The 14,124-nt window shown below is 70.9% G+C and carries 14 protein-coding genes; 10 read left to right on the top strand and 4 right to left on the bottom strand.

Annotation, left to right across the window (positions count from 1 at the left end; translation table 11 throughout):
* Positions 1-112 precede the first annotated feature (112 nt).
* From GPA03_RS07125 to GPA03_RS07115, 3 genes are all read left to right on the top strand, one after another.
* Positions 113-1,078, top strand: coding sequence for a proteasome assembly chaperone family protein (locus tag GPA03_RS07125; protein WP_241681112.1), 966 nt, complete (start codon positions 113-115; stop codon positions 1,076-1,078).
* A 239-nt stretch (positions 1,079-1,317) separates the two neighbouring features.
* A complete protein-coding gene (locus GPA03_RS07120) occupies positions 1,318-2,211 on the top strand; it encodes a serine protein kinase RIO (RefSeq protein WP_156251204.1) in 894 nt (297 codons plus the stop codon).
* Positions 2,212-2,402: 191 nt separating this feature from the next.
* Positions 2,403-2,606: a cold-shock protein gene (locus tag GPA03_RS07115; RefSeq protein ID WP_156251203.1), complete on the top strand. Its 204-nt coding sequence runs from the start codon at positions 2,403-2,405 to the stop codon at positions 2,604-2,606.
* Positions 2,607-2,691: 85 nt separating this feature from the next.
* Here GPA03_RS07115 and GPA03_RS07110 read toward each other — a convergent pair whose 3' ends face one another.
* Positions 2,692-3,414: a spermidine synthase gene (locus tag GPA03_RS07110; RefSeq protein ID WP_241681111.1), complete on the bottom strand. Its 723-nt coding sequence runs from the start codon at positions 3,412-3,414 to the stop codon at positions 2,692-2,694.
* 197 nt (positions 3,415-3,611) lie between these two features.
* Here GPA03_RS07110 and GPA03_RS07105 point away from each other — a divergent pair, with 197 nt between their 5' ends.
* The 3 genes from GPA03_RS07105 to GPA03_RS07095 are packed head-to-tail and all read left to right on the top strand — an operon-like array spanning position 3,612 to position 5,732.
* Positions 3,612-4,040, top strand: a complete 429-nt coding sequence (locus GPA03_RS07105) for an SAV_6107 family HEPN domain-containing protein (RefSeq protein ID WP_156251201.1) — start codon at positions 3,612-3,614, stop codon at positions 4,038-4,040.
* A complete protein-coding gene (dinB, locus tag GPA03_RS07100; protein WP_156251200.1) occupies positions 4,037-5,284 on the top strand; it encodes a DNA polymerase IV in 1,248 nt (415 codons plus the stop codon). The genes GPA03_RS07105 and dinB overlap by 4 nt, the downstream gene beginning before the upstream one ends.
* A gap of 46 nt (positions 5,285-5,330) precedes the next feature.
* On the top strand, positions 5,331-5,732 hold the full coding sequence (locus GPA03_RS07095; protein ID WP_156251199.1) for a DUF3040 domain-containing protein: 402 nt from the start codon (positions 5,331-5,333) through the stop codon (positions 5,730-5,732).
* Positions 5,733-5,736: 4 nt separating this feature from the next.
* On the opposite strand, the gene GPA03_RS07090 is transcribed toward GPA03_RS07095, so the two are convergent.
* From GPA03_RS07090 to GPA03_RS07080, 3 genes are read right to left on the bottom strand one after another with little or no spacing between them, the layout of a single operon-like run.
* Positions 5,737-7,866, bottom strand: coding sequence for a transglutaminase TgpA family protein (locus GPA03_RS07090; RefSeq protein WP_156251198.1), 2,130 nt, complete (start codon positions 7,864-7,866; stop codon positions 5,737-5,739).
* Positions 7,863-8,990, bottom strand: a complete 1,128-nt coding sequence (locus GPA03_RS07085; RefSeq protein ID WP_156251197.1) for a DUF58 domain-containing protein — start codon at positions 8,988-8,990, stop codon at positions 7,863-7,865. Before GPA03_RS07085 ends, GPA03_RS07090 begins: the two co-directional genes overlap by 4 nt.
* A gap of 8 nt (positions 8,991-8,998) precedes the next feature.
* Positions 8,999-9,949: an AAA family ATPase gene (locus GPA03_RS07080; RefSeq protein WP_156251196.1), complete on the bottom strand. Its 951-nt coding sequence runs from the start codon at positions 9,947-9,949 to the stop codon at positions 8,999-9,001.
* Between the two features lie 316 nt (positions 9,950-10,265).
* Between GPA03_RS07080 and mraZ the strand changes: the two genes are divergently transcribed.
* The 4 genes from mraZ to GPA03_RS07060 all read left to right on the top strand — a co-directional run bounded on the left by mraZ (position 10,266) and on the right by GPA03_RS07060 (position 14,121).
* Positions 10,266-10,694 (top strand): division/cell wall cluster transcriptional repressor MraZ, encoded by a 429-nt coding sequence (gene mraZ, locus GPA03_RS07075; RefSeq protein WP_156251195.1) that lies wholly within the window; start codon positions 10,266-10,268, stop codon positions 10,692-10,694.
* Between the two features lie 173 nt (positions 10,695-10,867).
* On the top strand, positions 10,868-11,872 hold the full coding sequence (gene rsmH / locus GPA03_RS07070; RefSeq protein ID WP_156251194.1) for a 16S rRNA (cytosine(1402)-N(4))-methyltransferase RsmH: 1,005 nt from the start codon (positions 10,868-10,870) through the stop codon (positions 11,870-11,872).
* Between the two features lie 22 nt (positions 11,873-11,894).
* Entirely contained in the window at positions 11,895-12,293 is a 399-nt protein-coding gene (gene ftsL, locus GPA03_RS07065; RefSeq protein ID WP_156251383.1) for a cell division protein FtsL, read from the top strand.
* Between the two features lie 49 nt (positions 12,294-12,342).
* Entirely contained in the window at positions 12,343-14,121 is a 1,779-nt protein-coding gene (locus GPA03_RS07060) for a peptidoglycan D,D-transpeptidase FtsI family protein (RefSeq protein ID WP_156251193.1), read from the top strand.
* The last annotated feature ends 3 nt before the right edge of the window (positions 14,122-14,124 follow it).

The following is a 14,124-nucleotide window of genomic DNA, read 5'->3' as shown; positions in this document are numbered from 1 at the left end:
CGCGTGGCGAAGCGGCCGTCCATTATCCATCCCCGGGCAGGTGTCCGCGAACGACGTCTCGCGGGAATGGCAGGCTTGCCCCAGGTGTTGCACCCGGCGAGGAGGAGTTCACTTGCGCAATCCAGCTGATCTGTACTCGGGTCCCGGTGCCGAAGGGCGGACCGCGACCGTGCTCGTGCACGCCCTCTCGGGGTCGATGGACGCCGGCCACGCCGGCAGGCTCGTCGCCGAGCACCTGACGAGCACCCTTCCCACCGAGCGCGTCGCGACGTTCGACGTCGACCAGCTCGTCGACTACCGCTCCCGGCGCCCCACGATGACCTACGACGGCGGGTCATGGGTCTCGTTCGCCGCGCCGAGCCTCGTGGTCGACCTGCTTCACGACGACGAGGGTGTGCCGCTGCTGCTCCTGCACGGGCTCGAGCCCGACCTGTCGTGGGAGGCGTTCGTGGCTGCCGTGCGGCAGATCATCGACGACTTCGGCGTCACGACCACGATCGGTCTGCACGGGATCCCGATGGGCGTCCCGCACACGCGTCCGATCACGGTGACCGCGCACGCGACCCGCCCGGAGCTGATCGCCGACCATCCCAACTTCATGGGGCGTCTCGAGGTGCCGGGCTCGGCTGCCGCTCTGCTGGAGCTCCGGCTGGGCGAGGAGGGACGTGACGCCCTGGGCTTCGCCGCGAACGTGCCGCACTACCTCGTGCAGACCGACTTCCCGCAGGCCGCCGCCGAGCTGGTGCGACAGGTCTCGCGGTCGAGCGGCCTCACGCTGCCCACCGGCGAGCTCGAGGTCGAGGCGGTCAAGGTGCTCGCCGAGATCGACAAGCAGGTGGAGGGCTCCGACGAGGTCCGTTCGGTCGTGCGCGCGCTGGAGTCGCAGTTCGACTCCTTCGCTGCCGAGGCCGAGCGTGCCGGAGGCCCGCCGCTGCTCGCGGCCACCGAGCAGCTGCCGAGCGCCGAGGAGCTCGGCGCGCAGATCGAGGCGTTCCTCGCAGGCGTGGAGGGCGTCGACGACCCGGACGGCATCGCGGACGGTGATGACGGCGGACCCGTTGGTGACCGCGAGGACTGAGCCGGTCTTCGCCGTCGGACCGAAAGGGCCGGCGCATTAATCGGTGGCCCGCCGGCCGGTGTCTCGATAGCGTCGAGCATCTGAGGCCGCACCGCGCTCGCCTCACCTGAGGGAAGGAGGACGCCATGACTGTCGCTGCGCCGACCCCTGCCGTCCTCCGTTCCGCTCGGGCCCGCTGACACCCCGACGGCGGTTCACACCGTCACCCGTCGGCGGGTCCCTCCCTCAGGAGACCCACCATGACGTCGTCCTTCGACTGGGACACCTTTCTTGCCACCTCTGAGCTGACCACCCAGGTCGCCGAGCTCGACGAGGACCAGCGCTGGTCCACCTGGCCCGAGACCGCGCACACGCTCGACCGCGGGCCGCAGCCGTTCCCCGACTGGGTCGTCCAGCACCACGGCGCGATCGACACCGAGCTCGGTGTGCTCAAGACCGGCAAGGAGGCTGATGCCTTCCTCATCGAACGCGCACTGCCGCAGGAGCTGCGCACCGACCAGGGCGGTGAGGCGACGCTGATGGTCGCCAAACGGTTCCGCTCCCCGGAGCTGGCCGCCTTCCATCGCTCGCAGTCCTATGCCGAGGGTCGGCGCACCCGGGACTCCCGGGTCAGCCGGGCGATCGCCCGTGGCACCGCCTTCGGCCGAGAGGCCGCCGCTGGGCAATGGGCTCGTACGGAGTTCGACGCCCTCTGCGAGCTGTTCTCGGCAGGTCTCGCAGTGCCGTACCCGGTGCAGATCGTCGAGGGCGAGCTGTGCATGGAGTTCATCGGGACCGACGACGACGCCCGACCGGTCGCCGCGCCGCGGCTGCACGAGATGCGACCGGATGAGACGCTCGCCGTGCAGTGGGCGCAGGAGCTGCGGCGGTTCGTCCTCGACCTCGCCGATCTCGGATACGCGCACGGGGACCTGTCGCCCTACAACGTGCTGGTCGATCCGCGCTCCGAGACGCAGCGGCTGGCGATCATCGATGTGCCGCAGGTGGTGGACCTGGTCGCGAACCCCCACGGTCCGGAGTTCCTCGAGCGGGACTGCGTGAACGTGTGCACCTGGCTGCGTGCCCACGGTGCGACAGAGCGCAGCGCCGACCCCGAGGAGTGGTACGAGCACGCCGTCCGACGGTACCGGTGAGGCTCGAGATTCCCTGGCCTGAGACTGTGGCGCCCGCACGTACCTCCGTGCAAGACTGCCGTCGTTGCAGGGTTTTCTCTTACGTTTCACCGGGCACGAACGCCAGAGCATGACGTGGGCGAGGCATTGCGGCACCACGAGTCCGATCACGAGAGGTCCGACTCACGAAGTCCCGGAAGGACGAGCAAGAGATGGCACAGGGAACCGTCAAGTGGTTCAACGCTGAGAAGGGCTACGGCTTCATCGCCCAGGATGGTGGCGGCGATGACGTCTTCGTCCACTTCACGGCGATCCAGTCAGATGGCTACCGTTCCCTCGAAGAGGCGCAGCGCGTCGAGTTCGAGATCACCCAGGGCCCCAAGGGCCCGCAGGCCGAGAGCGTACGCCCGGTCTGAGCACGGCACACATGCCCTCGACACGCATGTGACGTGGGCCTTCGACGGGCCTCGCACCACGACGGTGCGGGGCCCGTTCGCCTGCTCAGGCTGCGGGCGGGTCCGCGAGCGGGGTCGCGCCGGCGGCGAAGTCGACCACCTCCGCCTCGCCCACGATCCCGGCGGGCACCGGGAGCGAGCGCAGCGCACGCGTCAGGCCTGCGCGATGCACCGGCTGCTGCGACGCGGCCAGCACGATGTTCCCGTACCGGCGGCCCTTGAGCACCGCCGGCTCACCGATCGCGACCACGTGGGCGAAGACCGACTGCACGGTGGCGGCCTCGCGTCGAGCCGTGCGCAGCGGCGGCGAGTCCGCGAGGTTGGCGAGATACAGCCCGTCGGGGCGCAACCGGGCTGCGACCTCGGTCGTGAACTCCCGGGTGCGGAGGTGGTCGGGCACGGAACGGCCCGAGAACGCGTCGCGGACGACGACGTCGAGCGAGTCCTCCGCGATCGTGAGGAGCTCGGTGCGGGCGTCCCCGACCCGGATCCGCAGCCGGGGCGAGCGCGGGAGGTCGAACCACTCCCGTACCAGGGCGGCGAGCATCGCGTCGATCTCGACGGCGATCTGGCGCGCGTCGATCCACTCGGCGTCGATCGCGCGTGCCAGCGCGCAACCCGCGCCGCCGAGGTGGAGCGCGCGCAGCCGCTCGGCGCCAGGGTGCGTGGCGCGCAGCACTGCCTGCATCTGCTGCATGTACTCGAAGACCAGGTGCACCGGGTCGTCGAGGTCGAGGTGCGAGCTCTCGACCCCGTCGAGGAGCAGCATCACGCCGTCGGTGTCAGACCTCAGCTCTACAGTGCCAAGTGACGTCGGAACCGGTGCGTCGGGGAGGGCGGTAGGACCTCGGCGCCTGGCCATGGCCCGAGCGTAGGGCCCGGCGGAGCATGGTTCGAACAACCCCTTGACGCCGTAGAACAAATGTTCGACAATGGGGCTGCAGGATCGCACGGGAGGAGCAGACGATGACCACGACCACCTGGCGGGCGAGCACGGCAAACCCCGTCGCCCAGCAGCTCCTGCGGCGTGCTCACCTGGAGCTCGACTCGGCCGACAGCGTCACCGACCCGTCGATGCGATTCCTGCACGCGCACATGGCGGCGATCCGCGGCGCGTCCGCGGTCCTGGCGCTCGGCGCCGTCGTGCCTCGCAAGCGCGGTCGGCTGCGCAGCGTGTGGGAGCAGCTGGCGGATGCCGGCGAGCAGTGGGAGGCGTGGGCGGCGCGGTTCGAGTCCGGTGCCCGGGTGCGCGCGGCCATCGAGGCGGGGCGGGTCGCGGATCTCGCTCCCGAGTTCGCCGACCAGGCCGTGGCGGCAGCCGATGAGTTCGTGGCTCAGGTGGCCGAGGCGGCGCGCGTTCAGCGGCCCTCGGAGATGACGCCGATCGCGTCATGAGCAGGTCGCCGCGGAACGAGAACGTCCGACGGGACTGGGGTGGCGATGACACCGCCACGCCGATCCTGCACGTCGACATGGATGCGTTCTTCGCGGCGGTCGAGCTGATCGAGCGGCCGGAGCTGCGCGGGCTCCCGGTGATCGTCGGGGGAGCGCACCGTGGCGTGGTCCTGTCCGCCACCTACGAGGCCCGTGCCGCGGGCGTGCGCTCGGCGATGCCGATGACCCGCGCCAGGGCGCTGTGCCCGCAGGCGATCATCATCCCTCCCGACCATCACCGTTACCGGGATGTCTCGACCGCCGTGATGCGGATCCTGGGGGATATCACGCCCGTGATCGAGCCGGTCAGCATCGACGAGGCCTTCCTCGATGTCTCGGGCGCGCGGCGCAGGATCGGAGCGCCCCACCACATCGGTGAGCTGATCCGCCGCCGCATCGCTGATGAGCTGGGCGTGGTCGCCTCGGTGGGGATCGGTTCCACGAAGTTCGTCGCGAAGCTCGCTTCCAGCCACGCCAAGCCCGATGGGCTGCTGCTGATCCCGCACGAGGCCACGGTGGCGTTCCTGCACTCGTTGCCCGTCGGCGCGTTGTGGGGCGTGGGCGAGCGCACGGAGGCCACGCTGGCGAGGTCGGGAATCCGCACGGTCGCAGATCTTGCCCACACCCCGGCGGCGATGCTCAACCGCGTGCTCGGGACCGCGGGCGGAACTCGGCTGCTCGATCTGGCCTGGGGCCGCGACCCACGGCCGGTGCAGCCGGCGCGGCACGAGAAGTCGATCGGGCACGAGCAGACCTTCGGCACCGACCTCACCGATCTCGGCGACATGAGCGCGGCCCTGCTCGACTTCTCCCACCGGTGCGCCGCACGGCTGCGGGCGGCCGATCTCGTCACCTCGTGCGTCTCGATCAAGGTGCGGCTCGCCGACTTCACCACCCTCAGCAGGTCGCACACCCTCGATGCGGCCACCGATGTCGCCCACGAGATCTACCAAGCAGCACGGCGGCTGCTGGCCGGCATGACGCTCCCGCCCGAGGGGGTACGCCTGCTGGGCGTACGGTGCGAGGCGCTGAGCGATGCCGCCACCACGTTCGTCCAGCTCGCGCTCGATGACTCCGGTCCTGAACGACGTGCCGCCGAGCTCGTCATGGACGAGGTTCACGCCCGTTTTGGCCGCACTTCGGTCACGGCTGGCTCGCTCGTGCGCCAACCAACTACCGAACCTGGCGAGAGCGACATATCCTGACCCTGCACCGTGCGGACGTCGGTGCAGGAAGAGTGGGGGTGTGACCATGCCTCTCTCCGAGTACGAGCAGCGCGTGCTGGACGAGATGGAGCAGCAGTTGCGCTCCGACGACCCCAAGCTCGCCAGGACGATCTCGGGTGGAGCGCCCAGACGGCCGCTCCACGTGGCGCTCGGTGGTTTCGTCGTGATCGCTGGGATCGGCTTGCTGTTCGCGGGTCTGTGGAACGCCCAGGTCTGGCTTGGCCTGATCGGCTTCGTCGCCATGTTCGGCGGCGTGCTGCTCGCGCTTCGGCGGCCGAAGCTGTCAGGCGCGGAGCCGCAGGATCCGAGCTCCGACAACGTCCGCCCCATCCGTCCCAAGCGTGGTGGCGGTGGCAAGAGCGGGGGTGCTCCCTTCATGCAGCGGCTCGAGGAGCGCTGGGACAAGCGCCGACGCGACGAGCGCTGAGGGTTCAGACGCCTACGCGCGCCGAGCTGCGCTCGCGAACGATCTGCCTCACCGACTCGACGACGGCGTCGACCCAGGCGTCGATCTGCTCGTCCGGCGGTCGGGACGTGATCCCCGGCCGGTACGCGGCCGCCTCGACAGCATCCGCGAGACCCGTCAGCGCGGCTGCGGCCTCGTCGTCGAGCAGGGCCACCGCCTCGTCCCTGATGGCGCGCGGCGTGCGGGAGTCCGCCACGTCCACGCCGAGCCGCTCGAGGTAGCGCAGCACGTGGTCCCACCGCTCGTGCAGATCGGTCTGCTGCAGCCTCGCATGTCGACGTGCGAGGGCGCTGGCCGCGCCGGCGAGGCCGACGAGCACGAGCAGCGACACCAGCCACGGTGAACGTCGCCGTTGCTCGTCCTCGGCCGAGGTCCCGCCCGCGGTGCTCGAGTCGCGGGGCGTCGCGGTGGACACACCCTCGCTCGGCGCCGCGCTGCTCGTGGTGGAGCTGCTCGGTTCGGGCTCGGCACCGGGCGTCTCGGGGGCGTACACCGGCGGAGGGCCGGCCTGCACGCCCGGGGTCGGTTCGAACCGGACCCAGCCGATGCCCTCGAACTGCACCTGCGGCCACGCGTGCGCGTCGTGGGCGGTCACGTTGACGACACCGCCGGCGCCTTCCTCGCCCGGCAGGAAGCCGACCGCCAGGCGCGCGGGCATGCCGAGCGTGCGCGCCATGACGATCATCGTCGTCGCGAACTGCACGCAGTAACCGTGCTTGTCGTTGAGGAAGTCCCAGACGGCGTCAGGCGTCGTCGGTGCCGCGATGCTCGTCGAGTAGATGAACTCACCCGGGTCGCGCAGATAGTTCTGGATCGCCAGCAGCTGCTGGTAGGGCGTCTCGGCGCCGGCCTCGGCCACGACCTCGCGCGTGAGCTCGGCGATGTCGCTCTCGTACCCGGTCTCGGGCACCTGGAGCAGCGCGGGGTCGACGTCGGTCGCGAGCTGCAGCCGTGACAGCGCGTCGCTGCCGAGCGTGCGGGGGAGGAACGAGACGTCGTAGCTGACCTCACCGCCGATGTGGGCGACGGCCTCGTCCGAGGCGGGCAGGTACTGCACGTCGGCGGGCAGTCGCAGCAGGCGCGGCTCGCCGGGTAGCAGCAGCCGGTCCTGCCCCAGGTTGGCCACATTGATCTCGAGATCCACCTGCTCGCCGAGAGCCACCCCGTCCAGGGGCGCCGGCCAAAGGATCTGCCCGTCGGACGTCAGTACCTCACCGCCGTCGCCGCGCACCCAGTCGCTGCCCGTGAACTCCTCGACGGTGTACGCGTGCAAGGGACCCACCTGGGCGGGCGTGGCACCGGTGTAGGTGATCAGCTCCGCGTCGTTGTTCCGGACCAGGTCGTCGCGCAGCCCGAGACCGAGATCGAGCCGGGTGGTGCTGGAGCCCACGAGCTCGTAGAACGGGTGCACCCGCAGGGGCACGGGCATCCGCAGCAGCATCGGGGCCAGCACGAACGCCCCGACGAGAGCGGACGCCATGAGCGCCGTGGTCGTCCGCACCGCCTGCGGTGTGGGTCTGCGGCGGTAGCGGGCGTCGTCGCGGGCCTGGATCGCGATCAGCACCACGTACGAGGCGGCGGCGGCCACGAGGTAGGCCGGGCTCACAGCGGCGCCGAGCAGGATCGGGATGGCCCACAGGGTGAGCATCGGCAACCCGGCCCACGCGGGCGCGAAAGCGCCGACCCCCAGCATCTCGGCCAGCACGAACACCAGCACCACACCGGTGGTGACGAGGAACGCCACCCCGTCACCGCTCGTCAACGGCGGGAACGAGGTGCGCATCAGCGCGAAGGCCTCGGGGATCGCATCGGCGGCCGCCTCGATGGTCGCCGGGGTGGGGAGCACACGGAGCAAGGCCTCGTCCGGGAAGTAGACCGCCGAGATCGCGAGGAGCCCAGCGGCGAACCCGGCCAGCGACGGCAGTCCCGCCGACTGCGTGCGCGTGCGGATCAGCGTGACCACCACCGCCACGACGCCCACGCACAGCATCGTGCGACCCAGCCAGAGGCTCGGCACCACCAGCGTCTGCAGGATCAGCGCGCTCGACAACGTCATCGCCAGCACCGCGGCGAGCGCAGCCAGCCGCCGGCTCATCGCGAGACCTCTCGGGTGCGCCAGGCGTCGCTGATCGAGCCGGTCCCTGGGGACGTGGCCACCAGCCAGCCCGAGCGCTCCAGCCCGTCCACCAGATCGCTTGCCGCCCCGGTCGGGTCGATCACGAGGGCGGTCGAGACCTCGAGCCCGCCGCTGGCGACCACCGCGGCACCGACCACCGGATCGGGCCGGTCGAGCACGGCGATCACACCGGCGGCCGTCGAGCGCTGGACACTGCGCACGGCGTCGATGCCGGTCTCACCCGCGGGCGAGGCGAGGGCGAAGACGTCCAGGGCGTCCGCCGTCGACCGGGCGGAGGCCTCGACCAGCTGGCCGCCGACCACCGTCACGACCCGCACCGCGTAGCTCGCCTCCAGCAGGGAGGTCGTCATCGACGCGGCAGCGCTGACGGCCCACTCCGTGATGTCGTCCTCATGTGCGCTCAGCACGAGCAGCATGTCGAGCACCCGCGTGGTGGTCGGCTCGTCGTGGCGGACCATCAGCTCGCCCTGGCGGGCGGTCGACCGCCAGTGCACGCGGTGCAGGTCATCGCCCCGGCGGTACTCACGGACGGTCAGGTCCTCGATCATCCGCTGCGGTGTCCCGACGGCGACCGGCGCGCTCGCCTCCAGGGCGCGGGCGAGCACCTCGCCGTCGATCTGCTCGGTCCGCGGCCATACGAGGACGCCGGTGGGCTGACCGATCGGGGTCCGCCACGAGCTGATGGCGAGCGGGTCGGACCGTTGCAGGATCGCCGGTCCCAACGTGTGCCGCCCACGGGCCTCAGGCAGCACGCCGTACCCGAACCGGCTGTGGCTGCGACGCCGCAACGAGGCCGGCACCCGCTCGCGCAGCGAGGCCCAGGGCGGCTGCTTGGCGCCGGTGGGCACGAGCTCGACCGAGCCCGGTGCGTCGACCTGCCACGTGGTCGGGGTGAGCTTCCTCTCGAGGCCGCGCCGCCGTGCGAAGGCGCGGCTGAGGAAGGACCACGCCAGCGCAGCCAGCGGGATCGCCAGCACGACGGCAGCCAGCCGCGCCAAGGTGAGCGACTGCATCGCCGCTGCCATCGCTCCCAGCAGCAGGCCGGCGATCAGCATCCCCCAGCCGCGAGCGGTGACGCGCATGATCGACCTCAGCGCGGCACGGGGGTGGCCGACAGGATCTCGGACAGCACATCGGCGGCCGCGGTGCCGGCCGAGCGCGCTGCGCGGGTCAGCGCCAAGCGGTGGGCCAGCACAGCGACCAGCACCTCCTGCACGTCGTCGGGGAGCACGTAGTCCCGACCCGAGAGCGCCGCGGTCGCACGCGCGAGCGCCACCAGCTGCAGCCCGGCGCGGGGCGAGGCGCCCAGCTCGACCGCCTCGTGGTCACGGGTCGCGCGGACGAGGGCGAGCACGTACTGCCGGACCGAGTCCGACACATACACCGTGTCGACCTGCTTGATCAGCTCGAGCGCCTCGTTCTGCGTGACGACAGGCTGGGTCTGCGCGGGTGCCCAGCCGCCGGCGGCGAGCAGCTCGAGCTCGTTCTCGGCCGGTGGGTACCCGATGCTGACCTGCGCCATGAAGCGGTCGCGCTGCGCCTCCGGGAGCGGGTACGTGCCCTCCATCTCGATCGGGTTCTGAGTGGCGATCACCATGAACGGTTCGGGAAGCGGGTAGGAGGTGCCGTCGACGGTGACCTGCTGCTCCTGCATCGACTCGAGCAGGGCGGACTGCGTCTTGGGTGAGGCGCGGTTGATCTCGTCGCCGATCACGATGGTGGCGAACAGCGGCCCGGGGTGGAACTCGAAGGTGCCGGACTCCTGGCGGTAGATCGTCACCCCGGTCAGGTCGCTCGGCAGCAGGTCGGGGGTGAACTGCACGCGCCCGACCGTGCCCTCGACCGAGGCCGCCAGCGCTCGCGCGAGCGTGGTCTTGCCGACTCCGGGGACGTCTTCCAGCAGCAGATGACCCCGCGCGAGGAACACGGCGGCGGCGGTCCGGACCACGTCCCGGCGGCCACGTACGGCACGCGCCAGGTTGTCCTGGAGGAGCTGTGCTCGGCCGGCTGCTGTGGTCGCCGTCGGGGTCCCCTGCGTCATGGATCGAAGGGTACGGGAGAGTGCGCCGCCCGGGTCCCCACTTCCCTCCACGGCTGAGCCAGGACGGCGGGGTGCGCCCGCCTGCGGAGGGGCGTCGCCGTCGTCGCCGGGGCTCCCGGCCGTCGAAGGGGCGCTCCCGACGCGCCAGGACGGGCGAGTTCAGCTAGAACCCCCCACTTCGCCCCACCACCTCTGACCTGCGCATTCGCGACGCGCAGACGAGAATAATCCGTCCGTCTCCGCCATAGGGGGAGGGAAGTGGAGTAATGTGGTGGCAGCGGGATGGAACTGGGATCGCCGGAAGGGGGTGGGACACGTGTTTCTTGGTACCTACGAGCCGCGGCTCGACGACAAGGGCCGGCTGATCCTGCCCGCCAAGTTCCGCGACCAGATGGCCGGCGGCGTGGTGCTCACCCGCGGTCAGGAGCGTTGCCTCTACGCCTTCCCGCGGAACGAGTTCGAGCAGATCCACGAGCAGCTCCGACAGGCGCCGTTGACCTCCAAGCAGGCTCGCGACTACATGCGCGTGTTCCTGTCCGGGGCCACCGACGAGGTGCCGGACAAGCAGGGCCGCGTGACGATCCCGTCGATCCTGCGCCGCTACGCCGGTCTGGAGCGCGACCTCGCGGTGATCGGCTCCGGCTCGAAGGTCGAGATCTGGGGCGCGACCGCGTGGGCCGACTACCTCCAGGCGCAGGAGGACTCGTACGCACAGATCACCGAAGAGGTGGTGCCTGGTCTCTGACTCGCACCTCCGCACGACGAGGTCTCTCACCGAAGCTCTGACGCACTTCCCCGGCGCCAGAGCTCCCCGGGGGGAGTCCTGGTCGGGCGGTGGAGGGCCCCCCGACCAACCACCCGCAGCACCAGCACCACCCGATGCAGTCACATCCACCCACCGACACGAATGAGCAACCCATGGAGCACCAGAACGCCGAGCAGCGCGAACCAGCGTCGCTGCACGTGCCGGTGCTCGCCGACCGTTGCGTCGAGCTGCTCGAGCCCGCGCTCCGGGTCACGCCCGACCGACCGCGGCCGGTGCTCGTGGACGCGACGCTCGGGCTCGGCGGCCACAGCGAGCTGGTGCTGCAGCGATTCGACGCCGTCAAGGTCATCGGGATCGACCGCGACACCGAGGCGCTCCGGCTCGCGGGGGAGCGGCTCGAGAGGTTCGGTGACCGCTTCGTCGGCGCGCACGCCACCTACGACCAGATCCGCGACGTGCTCGCCGAGCACTCTGAGGACGGCCGCGCGCAGGCCGTGCTGATGGACCTCGGGGTCTCCTCGATGCAGCTCGACCTCGCCGACCGCGGTTTCGCGTACGCGCAGGACGGCCCGCTCGACATGCGCATGGACACCAGCACCGGGATCACCGCCGCCGAGCTCCTCGCAGAGGCGTCGGAGCGCGAGCTACGCCGCATCCTGCTGAGCTACGGCGAGGAGAAGTTCGCCGGCCGGATCGTCGCGGCGATCGTGGCCCGCCGCGAGAGCGACCCGGTGGTCCGGACCGCGCAGCTGGCCGAGCTCGTGCGCGACTCGATCCCCGCCGCGGCCCGGCGGCGCGGCGGCAACCCGGCCAAGCGCACGTTCCAGGCGCTGCGGATCGCCGTCAACGCCGAGCTCGAGGTTCTCGCCCGCGCCGTCCCGGAGGCGATCGCGATGGTCACCGTCGGCGGCCGTCTCGTGGTGATGTCGTACCAGTCTCTGGAGGACCGGATCGTCAAGCGCGCGTTCGCGGCCGGTGCGACCTCGCAGACGCCCCCCGGCATCCCGGTCGAGCTGCCCGAGCACCGGCCGTACCTGCGGCTGCTGACCCGCGGCGCCGAGGTCGCCGACGAGCAGGAGCAGCTGAACAACCCCCGATCCGCCTCGGTGCGCCTGCGCGCCGCCGAGGTCACGCGCAACCGTGAGGCCGCAGCATGAGGAAGGTAGAGCAGTGAGCGCCATGCCCCTGCGGGCGCCACAGGCCCGCCCGTCGAGCAAGCCGGCCTGGCGACCCCGGCTCCGACTCGTGCGTGCTCCGGCGCAGGCACGGGCACGGTTGCCGTTCCTGCTCCTGTGCGTCGCGATCCTCGGTGGCGCGATGCTCGGCGCGCTCGCCCTCAACACGTCGATGGCGATGACCGCCTACACGATCAGCGAGCGGCAGGTCGAGCTCGCCCAGCTCACGCAGACCGAGCAGCTGCTCGCCGAGCGGGTCGAGCAGATGTCGTCGCCAGCGCAACTCGCCGCGGCGGCTACGCGGCTCGGCATGGTTCCTGCGGAAGGCTTGAGCTACATCCACCTCGAGGACGGCACGATCACCGGACCCGCGGCGGAACTCGTCGCCGAACGACAGGACTGAGGCGGGCGTGTCATCCACGGGACCCAGGGGTAAGCGGAGCGGCAAGGTCGTGCGGCACGACAGGCGCCAGAACGTGATCCTGTCGCTCGTGCTGGTGGTCTCGGCGGTGTTCGCCGGTCGCCTCGTGTACGTGCAGACGATCGCGGGGCCGGCGCTCGCACAGGCGGCGACCGACGCGCGCAGCTTCACCAGCATGATCGTGTCCCCGCGGGGGGACATCCTCGACGCGAACGGCGAGATCCTTGCCACCTCTGTCTCCACCTATGACCTGATCCTCGATCTCACCAAGGTCCCGTCGTACGAGCTGAAGGACGACGAGGGCAACGTCGTGGGCCGCGGCGCCGCGGCGCTGGCACAGCAGCTCGCGCCGATCCTCGGCATGGACGCCAACGTGCTCGGTGCGCGCCTCGTCGGCAACCCCGAGGTCTCGACCGGGCGGCAGTACTTCGTGCTCGCCCGCACCGTGAGCGGCGAGGTGCGCCAGCAGGTCGCCGCGCTGGAGATCCCCGGCTTCTCCGACGAGATCAACACCACCCGTATCTACCCGAACGAGACCGTGGCCGGTCCGCTGCTGGGGTGGGTCAACGACGAGGGTGCAGGGGCGACGGGGATCGAGTCGGTGTACGCCGACCTGCTCACCGGCACCGACGGCGAGGAGACCCATGAGCTCGGTGCGGCCGGTCAGCTGATCCCGACCGGCAGCCAGTCGCAGACGCCGGCGGTGCCGGGCTGCGACGTCCACCTCACCGTCGACCTCGACATCCAGTACTACACCGAGCAGGTCATCACCGACACGGTCAACAAGTACGGAGCTGATTGGGGCGCCGTCGTCGTGATGGAGACCGAGACCGGTCGGCTGCTCGCGCTGGCGGACTCCAACTCGTACGACCCCGCCAACCCGCCGACCGACCGCTTGACCGAGCCCGGCTTCATGCTGTCGCCGGCGCTGCAGGCGTTCTACGAGCCGGGGTCGACGGGCAAGGTGCTGACCGTGCTGTCGGCGCTCGAGGAGGGGGTCGTGACACCCACGAGCGTGATCGAGGACCCGTACCGCCTCACGATCGACGGGCAGACCTTCCGCGACCACAGCGAGCACCCCGACCAGCTGCTCACCACCACGGGTGTGCTGGCGGAGTCGGCGAACACCGGCACCATCAACATCGGGAACCTCATGAGCGACGAGACCCGATACGCCTACATGGAGCGCATGGGGTGGACCACGAGCCCGGGCCTCGGCATGGGGGAGTCCGCCGGGCAGGTGCGACCACCGCAGGAGTGGGACGGCCGTACACGCTTCACCACCATGTTCGGGCAGGGGCTGGCGGTGTCACTCCTGCAGAACACCGGCGTCTTCAACACGATCGGCAACCAGGGGATGCACGTCGACCCGGTGCTCGTCGACGGCTGGACCTGTGACGGCGAGTACACGGCGAACGCGGTCTCCGAGCCGGAGCAGGTGGTCTCGCCGGAGAGCTCAGCGATGATGATCCGCATGCTGGAGTCGGTCGTGAATGACGGTGGCACCGGGGTACGTGCGGACATCGAGGGCTACCGGGTGGCGGGCAAGACCGGGACGGCGCAGACCGCGGACGGCGCCGGTGGCATCACCGCGACGACCGCCTCGTTCGTCGGAGTCGTCCCCGCAGACGACCCGCAGATCACCATTGGCGTGGTCGTCTACAAGCCGACCTCGGGGTTCTTCGGTGGCACGGTGGCGGCGCCGGTGTTCCAGGACGTCGCGGCGTTCGCGCTTCCCGACCTCGGTATCGCACCCTCGGGGGAGCCCGCCGATCCGTTCCCGCTCGCACCAGAGCAGGAGCAGGGCTGACGC

It is taken from the genome of Pseudactinotalea terrae (assembly GCF_009733845.1).
GTDB lineage: Bacteria > Actinomycetota > Actinomycetes > Actinomycetales > Beutenbergiaceae > Pseudactinotalea > Pseudactinotalea terrae.
This window is presented reverse-complemented; position numbering and strand designations above follow the sequence as displayed.